Origin of the sequence: Citrobacter sp. Cpo103 (assembly GCF_030332605.1) — a bacterium.
In the GTDB taxonomy this organism is placed as follows: Bacteria; Pseudomonadota; Gammaproteobacteria; order Enterobacterales; family Enterobacteriaceae; genus Citrobacter; species Citrobacter portucalensis.
The window spans coordinates 1-14,656 of the sequence record NZ_JAOWHO010000020.1; the positions used below are offsets into that span (position 1 = coordinate 1).

Here is a 14,656-nt window from a genome sequence, read left to right on the forward strand (position 1 = left end):
TTCTTTAAGGTAAGGAGGTGATCCAACCGCAGGTTCCCCTACGGTTACCTTGTTACGACTTCACCCCAGTCATGAATCACAAAGTGGTAAGCGCCCTCCCGAAGGTTAAGCTACCTACTTCTTTTGCAACCCACTCCCATGGTGTGACGGGCGGTGTGTACAAGGCCCGGGAACGTATTCACCGTGGCATTCTGATCCACGATTACTAGCGATTCCGACTTCATGGAGTCGAGTTGCAGACTCCAATCCGGACTACGACATACTTTATGAGGTCCGCTTGCTCTCGCGAGGTCGCTTCTCTTTGTATATGCCATTGTAGCACGTGTGTAGCCCTACTCGTAAGGGCCATGATGACTTGACGTCATCCCCACCTTCCTCCAGTTTATCACTGGCAGTCTCCTTTGAGTTCCCGGCCGAACCGCTGGCAACAAAGGATAAGGGTTGCGCTCGTTGCGGGACTTAACCCAACATTTCACAACACGAGCTGACGACAGCCATGCAGCACCTGTCTCAGAGTTCCCGAAGGCACCAAAGCATCTCTGCTAAGTTCTCTGGATGTCAAGAGTAGGTAAGGTTCTTCGCGTTGCATCGAATTAAACCACATGCTCCACCGCTTGTGCGGGCCCCCGTCAATTCATTTGAGTTTTAACCTTGCGGCCGTACTCCCCAGGCGGTCGACTTAACGCGTTAGCTCCGGAAGCCACGCCTCAAGGGCACAACCTCCAAGTCGACATCGTTTACGGCGTGGACTACCAGGGTATCTAATCCTGTTTGCTCCCCACGCTTTCGCACCTGAGCGTCAGTCTTTGTCCAGGGGGCCGCCTTCGCCACCGGTATTCCTCCAGATCTCTACGCATTTCACCGCTACACCTGGAATTCTACCCCCCTCTACAAGACTCTAGCCTGCCAGTTTCGGATGCAGTTCCCAGGTTGAGCCCGGGGATTTCACATCCGACTTGACAGACCGCCTGCGTGCGCTTTACGCCCAGTAATTCCGATTAACGCTTGCACCCTCCGTATTACCGCGGCTGCTGGCACGGAGTTAGCCGGTGCTTCTTCTGCGAGTAACGTCAATTGCTGCGGTTATTAACCACAACACCTTCCTCCTCGCTGAAAGTACTTTACAACCCGAAGGCCTTCTTCATACACGCGGCATGGCTGCATCAGGCTTGCGCCCATTGTGCAATATTCCCCACTGCTGCCTCCCGTAGGAGTCTGGACCGTGTCTCAGTTCCAGTGTGGCTGGTCATCCTCTCAGACCAGCTAGGGATCGTCGCCTAGGTGAGCCGTTACCCCACCTACTAGCTAATCCCATCTGGGCACATCCGATGGCAAGAGGCCCGAAGGTCCCCCTCTTTGGTCTTGCGACGTTATGCGGTATTAGCTACCGTTTCCAGTAGTTATCCCCCTCCATCGGGCAGTTTCCCAGACATTACTCACCCGTCCGCCACTCGTCACCCAAGGAGCAAGCTCCTCTGTGCTACCGTTCGACTTGCATGTGTTAGGCCTGCCGCCAGCGTTCAATCTGAGCCATGATCAAACTCTTCAATTTAAAAGTTTGATGCTCAATGAATTAAACTTCGTAATGAATTACGTGTTCACTCGTTGAGACTTGGTATTCATTTTTCGTCTTGCGACGTTAAGAATCCGTATCTTCGAGTGCCCACACAGATTGTCTGATAAATTGTTAAAGAGCAGTTGCGACGCGCTTTAGCGCTCTGTCGCGAGGTGGCGTATATTACGCTTTCCTCTTTCAGAGTCAACCCTCATTTTCAGGTTTTTCTCTTCAACCGAACCGGCTGTTTGTGTGAAGTGATTCACATCCGCCGTGTCGATGGAGGCGCATTATAGGGAGTCGACTCAGGAAGACAAGCGGAAAAATGCATTTTTGTTTCAACCGCTCACCTTTTATCCACAACGCTTACTTTTGCTGCTTTTTTATCGCCATTGGCAGGTCTGCCAGACTATTTATGACCAAATCTGCCGCATTTTCTGCTTCCGGCGTGACGGGTTTTCCTGTGCGCACCAATACCTTCGTGCCAACATTCGCAGCTGCCGCCGCCTGCATATCTTCAATTTTGTCGCCTACCATATAAGAAGCGGCCATATCGATGTGCAAGAAGTCTCGGGCGGAGATAAACATGCCAGGATGTGGTTTACGACAGTCGCAGACCTGACGATACTCTTCTACAGTACCCTGCGGGTGATGCGGGCAGTAGTAGATGCCATCCAGCTCAACGTCGCGATCGGCCAGCGACCAGTCCATCCATTCGGTCAACGTTTCAAACTGCGCCTCAGTAAATTTACCACGCGCGATACCAGACTGGTTCGTCACGATAATAAGCGCGTAACCCATCTTTTTAAGTTCACGCATGGCATCAATAACGCCGTCGATAAACTCAAACTCGTCGATCTCATGTACATAACCGTGGTCCACATTAATGGTACCGTCACGGTCGAGAAAAATTGCGGGTACAGACTTTGCCACCTTTTATAGCTCCTGAATAAGGCATGTGACTCTAGTATCGCATGTTTCAGCGGGCAAGAAAGTGCTCATCGTGCAAAGCCCGATTGATTTAGACGTCTGGATGCCTTAACATCCATCTTGTTGACGGCTTCGACCGTACCTGACAGACGAAAATGCCACGGCTAACTTAATTACGATAATAAATAACCAATGATTAAACTTTCGAATATCACCAAAGTGTTCCAGCAGGGGACTCGCACCATTCAGGCGCTAAATAATGTCAGCCTGCATGTTCCTGCCGGGCAGATTTATGGCGTTATTGGCGCCTCCGGTGCTGGTAAAAGTACGCTCATCCGCTGCGTTAACCTACTCGAACGCCCTACCGAAGGCAGCGTTCAGGTTGGCGGTCAGGAGCTGACCACGCTTTCTGAGTCGGAGTTGACTAAAGCTCGCCGCCAAATCGGCATGATTTTTCAGCACTTTAACCTGCTCTCTTCCCGTACGGTGTTCGGTAACGTCGCACTACCGCTGGAACTGGATAACACGCCAAAAGAAGAGATCAAACGCCGCGTAACAGAACTGTTGGATTTGGTTGGTCTTGGAGACAAGCACGATAGCTACCCGGCCAACCTTTCCGGTGGACAAAAACAGCGTGTGGCGATCGCCCGTGCGCTGGCAAGTAATCCCAAAGTGTTGCTGTGCGATGAAGCTACCAGCGCACTCGATCCGGCAACGACCCGCTCAATTCTGGAATTATTGAAAGATATTAACCGTCGTCTGGGACTCACCATTCTGCTGATTACCCACGAAATGGACGTTGTAAAACGTATTTGTGACTGCGTGGCGGTCATCAGTAATGGTGAACTGATTGAGCAGGACACCGTCAGCGAAGTTTTCTCTCATCCGAAAACGCCGCTGGCACAGAAATTTATCCAGTCCACGCTGCACCTGGATATTCCGGAAGATTATCTGGAACGTTTAAAAGCGGAGCCGGAAGCCGACAGCGTGCCGATGCTGCGTATGGAATTCACCGGCCATTCGGTCGATGCACCGCTACTTTCTGAGACGGCCCGTCGCTTTAATGTGAATAACAATATTATTAGCGCGCAGATGGATTACGCCGGCGGCGTGAAGTTCGGCATCATGCTGACTGAAATGCACGGCACACAGGAAGATACACAAGCAGCCATCAGTTGGTTGCAGGAACACCATGTAAAAGTAGAGGTACTGGGTTATGTCTGAGCCGATGATGTGGCTGCTGGTTCGCGGCGTATGGGAAACGCTGGCAATGACCTTTGTGTCCGGTTTTTTTGGCTTTGTGATTGGTCTGCCGGTCGGCGTGTTGCTGTACGTAACGCGTCCGGGACAAATTATTGAGAACGCGAAGCTCTACCGTACGCTCTCTGCGCTGGTGAACATTTTCCGTTCCATCCCGTTCATCATCTTACTGGTGTGGATGATTCCGTTCACCCGCATGATCGTAGGCACCTCTATCGGACTGCAGGCCGCTATCGTTCCGCTGACCGTCGGTGCCGCGCCGTTTATCGCCCGTATGGTGGAAAACGCGCTGCTCGAAATCCCGACCGGGCTGATAGAAGCCTCTCGTGCGATGGGCGCCACGCCGCTGCAAATTGTACGTAAGGTATTACTGCCAGAAGCGCTGCCAGGACTGGTCAATGCGGCCACCATCACCCTTATCACGCTGGTTGGTTACTCCGCGATGGGCGGTGCCGTCGGTGCCGGTGGTCTTGGACAGATTGGCTATCAGTACGGCTATATTGGTTACAACGCTACCGTAATGAATACAGTACTGGTATTGCTCGTCGTTCTGGTTTATTTAATTCAGTTATCCGGCGATCGCATCGTCCGGGCTGTCACGCACAAATAACGTTGCACACAACACTAAAAACTCATTAAGAAAAGGAAATAAGCATGGCGTTCAAATTCAAAACCTTTGCGGCAGTTGGAGCCCTGATCGGTTCTCTGGCACTTGTGGGTTGTGGTCAGGATGAAAAAGATCCTAATCACATCAAAGTGGGCGTTATTGTTGGCGCAGAGCAGCAGGTTGCAGAAGTCGCGCAGAAAGTAGCAAAAGAAAAATACGGTCTGGACGTTGAGCTGGTCACGTTTAACGATTACGTTCTGCCTAACGAAGCGCTGAGCAAAGGCGATATCGATGCTAACGCCTTCCAGCACAAACCATACCTGGACCAGCAGATCAAAGATCGCGGTTACAAGCTGGTTGCTGTAGGCAATACTTTTGTTTACCCGATTGCGGGCTACTCCAAAAAAATCAAATCACTGGATGAGCTGCAGGACGGTTCCCAGGTCGCGATTCCAAACGACCCGACTAACCTTGGTCGTTCCTTGCTGCTGCTGCAAAAAGTGGGCTTAATCAAACTGAAAGACGGTGTTGGCCTGCTGCCGACCGCGCTGGACGTGATTGAAAACCCGAAAAACCTGAAGCTGGTTGAACTTGAAGCACCGCAACTGCCACGTTCCCTGGACGATGCACAAATCGCACTGGCGGTCATCAACACCACCTACGCCAGCCAGATCGGCCTGACTCCGGCAAAAGACGGTATCTTTGTTGAAGATAAAGATTCCCCGTACGTAAACCTGATTGTGACTCGTGAAGACAATAAAGATGCTGAGAACGTGAAGAAATTCGTTGAAGCATACCAGTCTGACGAAGTGTACGAAGCAGCAAACAAAGTCTTCAACGGCGGTGCTGTTAAGGGCTGGTAATTTTAGGCTGTTTACAGAATCTGTAATATCATCAGGACGGGCGCTTGCCCGTCTTGTCATTTATGCAAGCACCTGATTCAATATCTGACGTTTAGATCATTCATTGAGGAAATATTATGCGTGCTTTACCGATCTGTTTAGTAGCACTCTTGCTGAGCGGCTGTTCTATGTTAAGCAGATCCCCTGTTGAACCCGTTCAAAGCACCGCAACCCCGCCGAAAGCGGAGCCGGAAAAACCGAAAGCACCGCGCGCTACGCCGGTAAGAATCATTACTAACGCTGAAGATTTAGTAGGCAAACCGTTCCGCGATCTTGGCGAAGTTAGCGGTGAATCCTGCCAGGCTTCAAACCAGGATTCCCCTCCGAGCATTCCAACCGCACGCAAACGCATGCAGATTAACGCATCAAAAATGAAAGCTAATGCGGTATTGCTGCACAGTTGCGAAGTGACCAGCGGAACGCCGGGTTGCTATCGCCAGGCGGTTTGTATCGGTTCTGCACTGAACATTTCGGCGAAATGAGCCATTTTCAGTTCGAGCAAATAGGCGTTATCCGCTCACCTTATAAAGAAAAGTTCGCCGTTCCACGCCAGCCCGGTCTGGTGAAAAGCGCCAGCGGTGAACTGCATTTGCTCGCACCTTATAACCAGGCCGATGCCGTTCGCGGCCTGGAAGCCTTCAGTCATTTGTGGGTGATTTTTGTTTTTCACCAGACAATGGAAGGTGGATGGCGTCCGACCGTGCGCCCTCCCCGCCTTGGCGGCAACGCCAGAATGGGTGTCTTTGCCACGCGTTCAACGTTTCGTCCTAACCCTGTTGGCATGTCGTTGGTTGAGCTACGGGGCATCCGCTGCCATAAAGAGCACGTGATCCTCGAACTCGGTGGGCTGGATCTCGTTGATGGCACGCCAGTCGTAGATATAAAACCGTATCTGCCGTTTGCCGAATCGTTACCCGATGCTCGTGCCAGCTATGCTCAGGATGCCCCCCAGGCCAGCGTAGACGTGACGTTCAGTGAAGATCTCGCGGAGCAGCTACCGAAGCTCGAACAACGTTACCCGCATCTTCGTCAGTTTATTGCCGAAGTGCTGGCGCAGGATCCGCGTCCTGCCTACCGTAAAAACGAGGAAGAAGGCAAAACCTACGCCGTCTGGCTGCTGGACTTTAACGTCCGCTGGCGCGTCACGCCGTCAGGATTTGAGGTCTTTGCTCTGGAAGCCCGCTAATTTGCGTCGCGTACTCTTTTGACATCCCTTTCTCGCTGGTAAACTAAACCACTTTTGTTTTGTGCCAGGCTCGTTTTGAGCCTGTTCGATCGTTCAACTGGAACCGTAACAACATGCGTACTAGCCAATATCTGCTCTCCACTCTGAAGGAGACACCTGCCGACGCCGAAGTCATCAGCCACCAGCTGATGCTGCGCGCCGGGATGATCCGCAAGCTGGCCTCCGGGTTATATACCTGGCTGCCGACCGGCGTGCGCGTCCTGAAAAAAGTCGAAAACATCGTGCGTGAAGAGATGAACAACGCCGGTGCGATCGAGGTGTTGATGCCGGTCGTTCAGCCTTCTGAACTGTGGGAAGAGAGCGGCCGTTGGGAACAATACGGCCCGGAACTGCTGCGTATTGCTGACCGTGGCGATCGTTCGTTCGTCCTCGGCCCAACGCATGAAGAAGTGATCACCGACCTGATCCGTAACGAGCTGAGCTCTTACAAACAGCTGCCGCTGAACTTCTATCAGATCCAGACCAAATTCCGTGACGAAGTCCGTCCGCGCTTCGGCGTGATGCGCTCCCGCGAATTCCTGATGAAAGATGCATACTCTTTCCACACCTCTCAGGAATCCCTGCAGGAAACCTACGACGCGATGTACGCTGCGTATAGCAAAATCTTCAGCCGTATGGGGCTGGATTTCCGTGCAGTACAAGCGGATACAGGTTCTATTGGCGGCAGCGCCTCTCACGAATTCCAGGTGCTGGCGCAGAGCGGCGAAGACGATGTGATCTTCTCCGATTCCTCTGACTATGCGGCGAACATCGAATTTGCCGAAGCCGTTGCGCCGAAAGAGCCGCGCGCGGCAGCAACCCAGGAAATGACGCTGGTAGATACGCCGAACGCTAAAACCATCGCCGAACTGGTTGAGCAGTTCAACCTGCCTATCGAAAAAACCGTGAAAACCCTGCTGGTGAAAGCGGTTGAAGGCAGCAGCTACCCGCTGGTCGCCCTGCTGGTTCGTGGCGATCACGAGCTGAACGAAGTCAAAGCAGAAAAACTGCCGCAGGTTGCCAGCCCACTGACCTTTGCCACCGAAGAAGAAATTCGTGCGCTGGTAAAAGCAGGTCCTGGCTCGCTCGGTCCGGTGAATATGCCAATTCCGGTGGTTATCGACCGTACCGTTGCAGTAATGAGCGATTTCGCTGCCGGTGCCAACATCGACGGTAAACACTATTTCGGTATCAACTGGGATCGCGATGTGGCCACCCCGGAAGTTGCTGACATCCGTAACGTGGTCGCCGGCGACCCTAGCCCGGACGGCAAAGGTACGCTGATGATCAAACGCGGTATCGAAGTCGGCCACATCTTCCAGTTGGGTACCAAGTACTCTGAAGCGATGAAAGCCGCTGTTCAGGGCGAAGATGGCCGTAACCAGACGCTGACTATGGGCTGTTACGGTATCGGGGTCACTCGCGTGGTTGCCGCGGCTATTGAACAGAACTTTGACGATCGTGGCATCGTATGGCCAGATGCCATTGCCCCGTTCCAGGTCGCTATTCTGCCGATGAACATGCACAAATCCTACCGTGTGCAGGAGCTGGCTGAAAAGCTGTACGCTGAGCTGCGCGCGCAGGGTATCGAAGTGCTGATGGACGATCGTAAAGAGCGTCCGGGCGTGATGTTTGCCGATATGGAACTGATCGGTATCCCACACACCATCGTGCTGGGCGACCGTAACCTCGATAACGACGATATCGAATACAAATACCGTCGTAACGGCGAGAAAGAGCTGATTAAAACCGGCGACATCGTCGACTTCCTGGTCAAAGCCATTAAAGGCTAATACCAACAAAAAGGCCCTGATTATCAGGGCCTTTTTTCTATCGATTAATTACACGCTTTACCAGGGATAAATTTCGCATCTTTATCCGCCATCAACGTTTTCACTTTCTCACCCGTATCCGGGTTTGACTCCAACGTGAAATGCGCCTCAAGCGTCAGCAGTACGGACTGTCCGTTTTCCGCACGAGCGGCTAAATAGTCGCGTTCAAGCTGAGCGTTATTCGCCACCGGCATCCGTTTACCCGTTGCGCAGTCGGTAAAGATTGCCGCGTCAGCCATATAGAAATACATGCCTCGCATCGGCATTGGCGTCACCGGTAAGCTGGCGGAAACCGGCTGGAGCGTGTAATTAAACTGTGACTCAATCGGGTTACCTTCACGATCGAGCATTTCCAGCGCCTCGCCTTTAGCCCGGTAGTACGACTTCTCACCTTTGCTGTCGGTCAGCACCAGTTTGTCGGCTGTACGCGCCCATGTGCCATAAGAGGCAAATGAAGACGGTTCATCCCGCACGCCCTGATAGCGTTCGTTCATCACCCATGTGCCGTCTTTTTCCAGAAACAGAGAGGTTTCAATCCCTTCGCAGTCCGCACAAGGTAAGATGCCACGCCAGCTTTGCTGCATCGGTTTTAATTCTGCCGCCCGCGTCGGCTGTAGTACTTCAACTTCAGTACGGTTATTACAGCCAATCAAGGAAAAAAGCGTGCATGCAGCGACCACGGACAATATTGCTGTTTTCACTATCAATTCCTTATTTATTTTTATTCCCGCTCGTCAGTCTTGCGTTCGACGAACTCTCCCGCGCAGTGCTTTCACTGTGGATTTTTGCGCCTTCGATGACAACCTGCGCTCTTTCGAGGCGCGCGTAGGACGAGTTGCCTGTCGGCTTTTTTGCACCGCGGTTAATTCTTTTATCACCGCCACCAGTCGGGAGATTGCCGCTTCCCGATTGAGCTCCTGGCTACGGTATTCCTGCGCCTTAATGATAATAATGCCATCGCCGCTAATCAGATGATGGCTGGCAGCCAGCAGGCGTTCCTTGTAATACTCTGGCAGGCTCGAGGCCCGAATGTCAAAGCGCAAATGGATAGCCGTCGAGGTCTTGTTAACGTGCTGACCACCCGCGCCTTGTGCCCGAATCGCCGTGATTTCCAGCTCATTATCAGGGATAGAGACGTTTCGGGAGATAACAATCATGAACGCGGCTGCCACGCGGTCAGATGAATTTCCAGATTGTTCTGAGAGTCGGACAGCCAAATAGCGCCGTCCTGAATAGTCGCCTGAAGCGCCATTGTACGACCAGCAAAATCACTCAGTTGCGCCAGCTGTTCATCATCCAGATACCACACGGTGAGATTTTTAAACTGCGCACATTTGTTCTGGTTTTGCTGCCACCAGATCTGAGCCGCACGGCTGTTGTAGGCAAACAGAGCAACCTCACCAGACTGGGTACAGGCTTTCTTGATACGGCGCTCATCCGGCAGACCCAACTCAATCCAAAGATCGATGCCCAGATGGTCGTTACGCAGCCATGCTTCAGGCTCGTCTTCCGCGCTCAGGCCACGCGTGAACTGCAGCCGCTCATCGGCATATTTAATCCAGGCAAGCAGGCGCAGCATCATGCGCTCCTGGGTTTCAGAGGGGTGACGCGCCAGCGTCAAGGCCGCGTCAAGAAACTGGTTGCGGTCAAGATCCGCTACGTTGACGACGGCTTTATAAATTGTCGCTTTAAGCGCCATGGGAGAACTCCTTTCGAATCAGGCGCACATTGTAGCGAAAACTGCGGCAAAAGGCTGCTAACTGCTCATCTATCAAGACGCTGATATTGCTTGAATGAGTATGGTATAGTCACCTTGCTAAACAGAGTTTATCTTCGTAGGCTTAGACTTGCATCCACGGTTAAGTCAGAGTGCTGACAGGAGGGCATGTGGAAAAATATTGTGAGTTAATACGCAAGCGGTACGCGGAAATCGCCAGCGGAGACTTAGGGTATATCCCGGATGCGCAGGGTTGCGTATTGAAGGTGCTTAATGAAGTGGCGGCAGACAGCGCCCTTCCAGAGTCGGTCAGGGAAAAAGCGGCCTATGCTGCCGCGAACTTACTGGTGAGCGATTATGTCAATGAATGAAACGTATCAACCCATCAACTGCGATGATTACGACAATCTTGAACTCGCCTGCCAGCACCATTTGTTACTGACGCTGGCGTTAAAAGATGGCGAAGTTTTGCAGGCGAAAGCGAACGACCTGGTTTCACGCAAAAACGTGGAGTATCTGGTCGCAGATGTCGCAGGTGAAACCCGGGAGCTTCGCCTCGACAAAATTGCCAGCTTCAGCCACCCGCAGATCGGTACTGTGGTGGTCAGCGAATCCTGATTATTTTGGTGCCGGATGACGGTGCAAAGCATCTTATCCGGCCTACTTTCCACGCCAAACCAGACTCACGCCTTCTTCATCTTCCGCCGCTCCCTCACGCGTCACGAAAACACCCGCAGCCGCAATCAACGTTTCGCCGTAAAACAGCAGCGGTGTGGTATCTCGTCGCCAGGGCGGGATCCCCTGCTCCTGCCAGATTTTCTTTAATTTCCGTCCACCGTTACGCCCGACAATATGCAATAAGCCTGGTGCTTTGAAACGAATGCTGACGGTTTCATCCTCTTGCGGCATGCGCAATTCACCCGCAGAGATTAACTGAACCGAACCCAATCCGGCAGGCAGCGCCAACGGTGTTTTCCACTCTAACCATGGGATAATGGTTTCGCTTTGCCCATCGACTGACTTCACCCACCACAGCTGTGACTGATAACGACGGACCTCGTACTCCCCAAGGCGAAAACAGGGTGAGGCATCTTCCCGCGCCAGCGCCACTTCCTGCCAGATACGTTCCAGTCCATCACGAGAAGGCATCGGCGCATTTAACCCCGCCAGCCAGCGACGAAGCAGCGCGGCACGACGCACGTCGCTCACCATCATTAACGGTACCAGTAACAATGTGCCGTGGGCTGTGATGCAATCGGCTAAATCGCTGGCCAGCAGTTCATCCAGTAAACTCTCCTGCTCAGCACACAGCGCGGCGCTGCGGGCTACGGCTTGCGCGAAGTGCGGCCAGCGCTGTTGCAGCAATGGGGTAACGCGCAATCTGAGGAAATTGCGATCGTAGGTATCATCCTGATTGCTTTCATCTTCAATCCAGCATAATTCATGCTGCCGCGCCCATGCTTCTAGCGCCTCTCGCGTTTGCGCCAGCAGCGGTCGAATCAGCTGGGTTCCGGCGAACGGTGAGTTTTCGCCCATGGCGGAAAGTCCGGCAGGACCACTACCGCGCTTAAGCGCCAGCAAAAAGGTTTCACACTGGTCATCGAGATGCTGGGCGGTCATCAGCACCTCGCCCGGTAGTAAGGTCTGCGCAAATGCCTGATAGCGCGCGCGTCGTGCCTGAGCTTCGATGCCCAGACCATCATCCTCAAGGTGTACCCGCTCAACCACCAGCGGCACCTGCCACTGCATACATACTGACTCACAGTGCTGCACCCAACTGTCTGCATGTGGGCTTAATCCGTGATGAATATGGATTGCGCGTAAAGCGACCTCAGGATGCTGCGCTCGCCACTGCACCAGCTGATGCAGGAGTACGGTTGAGTCCAGCCCGCCGCTAAAGGCGACCAAAATCGATTGAAAATTCAGCAGTGAAGTGTTCAGCGTGAGTGTCGTCATGATGGTTACTTACAATGGCATTGCCCGGCACGTTACCGGGCTAACACCACAATGACAAGCCTTACATCTCGTACAGTTCGAGGGGCAATCCGTCCGGATCGTTGAAAAACGTAAAGCGTTTACCGGTAAATGGATCGATACGTATGGATTCACACTTCACGTGGTGTGCTTCCAGATGCGCGATCGACTTTTCCACATCCTCCACACTGAACGCCAGATGACGCAAACCGCAGGCTTCCGGTCGGCTCGGACGGCAAGGTGGAAACGGGAAAGAAAAAAGCTCAATCACATACTGGCCGTTCAATGCCAGATCGCCTTTCCACGAGTCTCTCTCTTCCCGATAGGCTTCGCTCATCAGTGTAAAGCCAAGCACATCGCAGTAAAATGCCTTACTCGCCGCGTAGTCCGTCGCAATAATGGCAATATGGTGAACCTGTTTTAATCCCAGCATAGCGTCATCGCCTCTTTCATTTTTCTGTCAGCACGTTACTCGTACGTCTTAGGGTCAGGCAAGTCGTTATGCCATTTTTAAGACTCTCACGCGATACACACCATCCTCGCCCAGTTTAGCGCCATGGATATCGGTTTCAAATCCCGGGTAGCGCTGCCCCACTGAGCACAGCATCAGAAGAAAATCGAGGACAGCCCGGCTTTTAGCAGTGATCATTTCCCCGGGCATCAAGAGCGGCACGCCGGGAGGATAAGGCAGGATCATATTGGCGGACACGCGTCCTACCAGTTGATCAAGCGCCACGGTTTCCACCTCACCTTTGATCTGCCGCTGCCAGGCCTGGTGCGGTGTCATTTTCATTTCCGGCAAGGTATCAAATGCCCGCAGCATCAGTCCGGAGAGATCGTGCTGGCGGATCAGCTTATGGATCCCCTGTGCCAGATCCTGAATACGCATATTGCGATAGAAATCGGGATCTTCAGCATACAGATCCGGCAGCATATTTTTCACGCGTAAATTCAGATCGTACGAGCGCTTAAATTCCGTCAGGCCACGTAGCAGCCCCATCGCCCGGGTTTTATCAATGCCAATACTGAACAGGAACAACAGGTTATACGGTCCCGTTTTTTCGACGACGACGCCGCGTTCATCAAGGAATTTCGCCACCAGCGCCGCAGGGATCCCCTCTTCGCTCATATTTCCCTGTTCATCCATTCCCGGCGTCAGAATCGTGACCTTCACCGGGTCGAGGAACATGTGGTCGGCATCAGCATCAATAAATCCGTGCCAGTCTTCACCTGGCGCTACCGGCCAACATTCTGCTTCATCGACCTTTTCCGGCTGCCAGATATCAAAGAACCAGCCATCCGACTCTTCGCGCAGACGCTGCACTTCTTTACGGAAATGCAACGCCCGTTCCACCGAACGATTGATTAACCGCTTGCCGGAATTGCCACGCAGCATTGCCGCCGCCGTTTCTATCGACGCCACAATCGGATAGCTCGGAGACGTGGAGGTATGCATCATAAAGGCTTCGTTAAACGTGTCTTCATCATAGTCACCCTTAATGTGGATCAGCGAAGCCTGTGACAACGCCGCCAGCATCTTGTGGGTGGACTGGGTTTCAAAAATCAGCTTTCCCGGTACCCGTTCGCCGCTCATCCCGCTTTTCCCCTGATAGATCGGATGAAAATGGGTATACGGCACCCAGGCTGAATCAAAATGGATGGAGGGCACATCCAGGGTTTGCTTGATCCAGTTGGTGTTATAAAGCAGCCCGTCATAGGTGGAGTTAGTGATCACCGCGTGTACCGGCCATTGCGCCTGAGTCGTCTCTTCTACCTTGCGTTCAATACTTGCGCGGGTAAATTCCCGGCGGGGTATACCGCCGAGGATCCCCAACGCGTTACGCGTAGGCTTCAGCCAGATTGGCACCACATCGCTCATCATCAGCAAATGCGCCAGCGACTTATGGCAGTTGCGGTCAATCAGTAACGTACTGCCTGCAGGCGCAGCATACATGCCGACAATCTTGTTCGATGTCGAGGTGCCGTTGGTCACCATATAGCTCTGCTCAGCACCAAAGGTGCGAGCGATGTACTCCTCCGCCTCGAGGTGTGGTCCGGTATGATCAAGCAATGAACCCAGTTCGGTTACGGAAATGGACACGTCGGCTTTCAGCGTATTGCCGCCAAAGAAATCATAGAACAGGCAGCCGACCGGGCTTTTCTGGTACGCCGTACCCGCCATGTGCCCGGGCGTACAGAAGGTATACTTTCCTTCCTTCACATAGGTAAACAGCGCCTTGGTGAACGGAGGCGTGATGTTATCGAGGTATTCGCTGGTGTACTGACGGATGCGGGTGGCAATATCTTCAGACTGACCCAGCGCATACTCAAAAAACCACAGCGCCATGCGCAGGTCGTGCGCACTGACATCCATCGTCGAATGGGTATTAATAAAGGCGTAGAGCGGGAGATACTCGTTGAGCTGGTTGATGTCACTGCACAGCTCCAGGCTATATTCATCCCAGTCAAAAATGACGCCGCAAATTCGCGGGTTATGTTCGATAAACTTCAGCAGGTCAACGCTATTCTGCGGCCAGATAATCTGAAATCCCTGCTGTTGCAGCGCACGCTCAAGTTCCTTGATGGGCTCATCTTTATAAAAGACGCCATGCGGTCCCATGATGGCAATGATATTCATGCGTTCCTCCTGGAAA

Annotated in this window: 15 protein-coding genes and 1 rRNA gene; 8 read left to right on the plus strand and 8 right to left on the minus strand. The window is 52.8% G+C overall.

Features of this window, described 5'->3' with window-relative positions:
• Nucleotides 1-10: 10 nt before the first annotated feature.
• Both OGX89_RS02670 and gmhB read right to left on the minus strand, forming a co-directional pair.
• Nucleotides 11-1,552, minus strand: a 16S ribosomal RNA gene (locus OGX89_RS02670).
• Nucleotides 1,553-1,921: 369 nt separating this feature from the next.
• The gene (gmhB, locus tag OGX89_RS02675; protein WP_003829138.1) at nt 1,922-2,488 is read right to left on the minus strand and encodes a D-glycero-beta-D-manno-heptose 1,7-bisphosphate 7-phosphatase; all 567 of its coding nucleotides are present in this window, start codon (nt 2,486-2,488) and stop codon (nt 1,922-1,924) included.
• 189 nt (nt 2,489-2,677) lie between these two features.
• Between gmhB and metN the strand changes: the two genes are divergently transcribed.
• From metN to proS, 6 genes are all read left to right on the plus strand, one after another.
• Entirely contained in the window at nt 2,678-3,709 is a 1,032-nt protein-coding gene (gene metN / locus OGX89_RS02680; RefSeq protein WP_003829140.1) for a methionine ABC transporter ATP-binding protein MetN, read from the plus strand.
• Nucleotides 3,702-4,355: a methionine ABC transporter permease MetI gene (locus tag OGX89_RS02685; protein WP_003018471.1), complete on the plus strand. Its 654-nt coding sequence runs from the start codon at nt 3,702-3,704 to the stop codon at nt 4,353-4,355. Before metN ends, OGX89_RS02685 begins: the two co-directional genes overlap by 8 nt.
• A 44-nt stretch (nt 4,356-4,399) precedes the next feature.
• Nucleotides 4,400-5,215, plus strand: a complete 816-nt coding sequence (metQ, locus tag OGX89_RS02690; protein WP_003829145.1) for a methionine ABC transporter substrate-binding lipoprotein MetQ — start codon at nt 4,400-4,402, stop codon at nt 5,213-5,215.
• Between the two features lie 116 nt (nt 5,216-5,331).
• The gene (gene rcsF, locus OGX89_RS02695; RefSeq protein ID WP_003018477.1) at nt 5,332-5,736 is read left to right on the plus strand and encodes an envelope stress sensor lipoprotein RcsF; all 405 of its coding nucleotides are present in this window, start codon (nt 5,332-5,334) and stop codon (nt 5,734-5,736) included.
• Nucleotides 5,733-6,440, plus strand: coding sequence for a tRNA (N6-threonylcarbamoyladenosine(37)-N6)-methyltransferase TrmO (gene tsaA / locus OGX89_RS02700; RefSeq protein WP_003829147.1), 708 nt, complete (start codon nt 5,733-5,735; stop codon nt 6,438-6,440). The genes rcsF and tsaA overlap by 4 nt, the downstream gene beginning before the upstream one ends.
• A gap of 113 nt (nt 6,441-6,553) precedes the next feature.
• A complete protein-coding gene (proS, locus tag OGX89_RS02705) occupies nt 6,554-8,272 on the plus strand; it encodes a proline--tRNA ligase (protein ID WP_003829149.1) in 1,719 nt (572 codons plus the stop codon).
• A gap of 44 nt (nt 8,273-8,316) precedes the next feature.
• Here proS and nlpE read toward each other — a convergent pair whose 3' ends face one another.
• Genes nlpE through OGX89_RS02720 form a run of 3 tightly spaced genes read right to left on the minus strand, consistent with a single transcriptional unit; the run spans nt 8,317 to nt 10,010 of the window.
• Nucleotides 8,317-9,015, minus strand: a complete 699-nt coding sequence (nlpE, locus tag OGX89_RS02710; RefSeq protein WP_085951559.1) for an envelope stress response activation lipoprotein NlpE — start codon at nt 9,013-9,015, stop codon at nt 8,317-8,319.
• A gap of 30 nt (nt 9,016-9,045) precedes the next feature.
• Nucleotides 9,046-9,468, minus strand: coding sequence for an alternative ribosome rescue aminoacyl-tRNA hydrolase ArfB (gene arfB, locus OGX89_RS02715; protein WP_003829151.1), 423 nt, complete (start codon nt 9,466-9,468; stop codon nt 9,046-9,048).
• The gene (locus OGX89_RS02720; protein WP_003018497.1) at nt 9,465-10,010 is read right to left on the minus strand and encodes a YaeQ family protein; all 546 of its coding nucleotides are present in this window, start codon (nt 10,008-10,010) and stop codon (nt 9,465-9,467) included. The genes arfB and OGX89_RS02720 overlap by 4 nt, the downstream gene beginning before the upstream one ends.
• 188 nt (nt 10,011-10,198) lie before the next feature.
• On the opposite strand from OGX89_RS02720, the gene OGX89_RS02725 reads away from it, so the two are divergent.
• The gene (locus OGX89_RS02725; protein WP_126956847.1) at nt 10,199-10,399 is read left to right on the plus strand and encodes a YaeP family protein; all 201 of its coding nucleotides are present in this window, start codon (nt 10,199-10,201) and stop codon (nt 10,397-10,399) included.
• The gene (gene rof, locus OGX89_RS02730) at nt 10,386-10,646 is read left to right on the plus strand and encodes a Rho-binding antiterminator (protein ID WP_003018503.1); all 261 of its coding nucleotides are present in this window, start codon (nt 10,386-10,388) and stop codon (nt 10,644-10,646) included. The genes OGX89_RS02725 and rof overlap by 14 nt, the downstream gene beginning before the upstream one ends.
• A 42-nt stretch (nt 10,647-10,688) precedes the next feature.
• On the opposite strand, the gene tilS is transcribed toward rof, so the two are convergent.
• The 3 genes from tilS to ldcC form a co-directional block, all read right to left on the minus strand.
• Nucleotides 10,689-11,984, minus strand: a complete 1,296-nt coding sequence (gene tilS / locus OGX89_RS02735; RefSeq protein WP_126956849.1) for a tRNA lysidine(34) synthetase TilS — start codon at nt 11,982-11,984, stop codon at nt 10,689-10,691.
• Between the two features lie 61 nt (nt 11,985-12,045).
• The gene (locus OGX89_RS02740; RefSeq protein ID WP_008786273.1) at nt 12,046-12,435 is read right to left on the minus strand and encodes a VOC family protein; all 390 of its coding nucleotides are present in this window, start codon (nt 12,433-12,435) and stop codon (nt 12,046-12,048) included.
• A 66-nt stretch (nt 12,436-12,501) separates the two neighbouring features.
• Nucleotides 12,502-14,640 carry a lysine decarboxylase LdcC gene (gene ldcC / locus OGX89_RS02745; protein WP_003829162.1) on the minus strand — a complete coding sequence of 713 codons (2,139 nt, stop codon included), beginning with the start codon at nt 14,638-14,640 and terminating at the stop codon, nt 12,502-12,504.
• Nucleotides 14,641-14,656 lie beyond the last annotated feature (16 nt).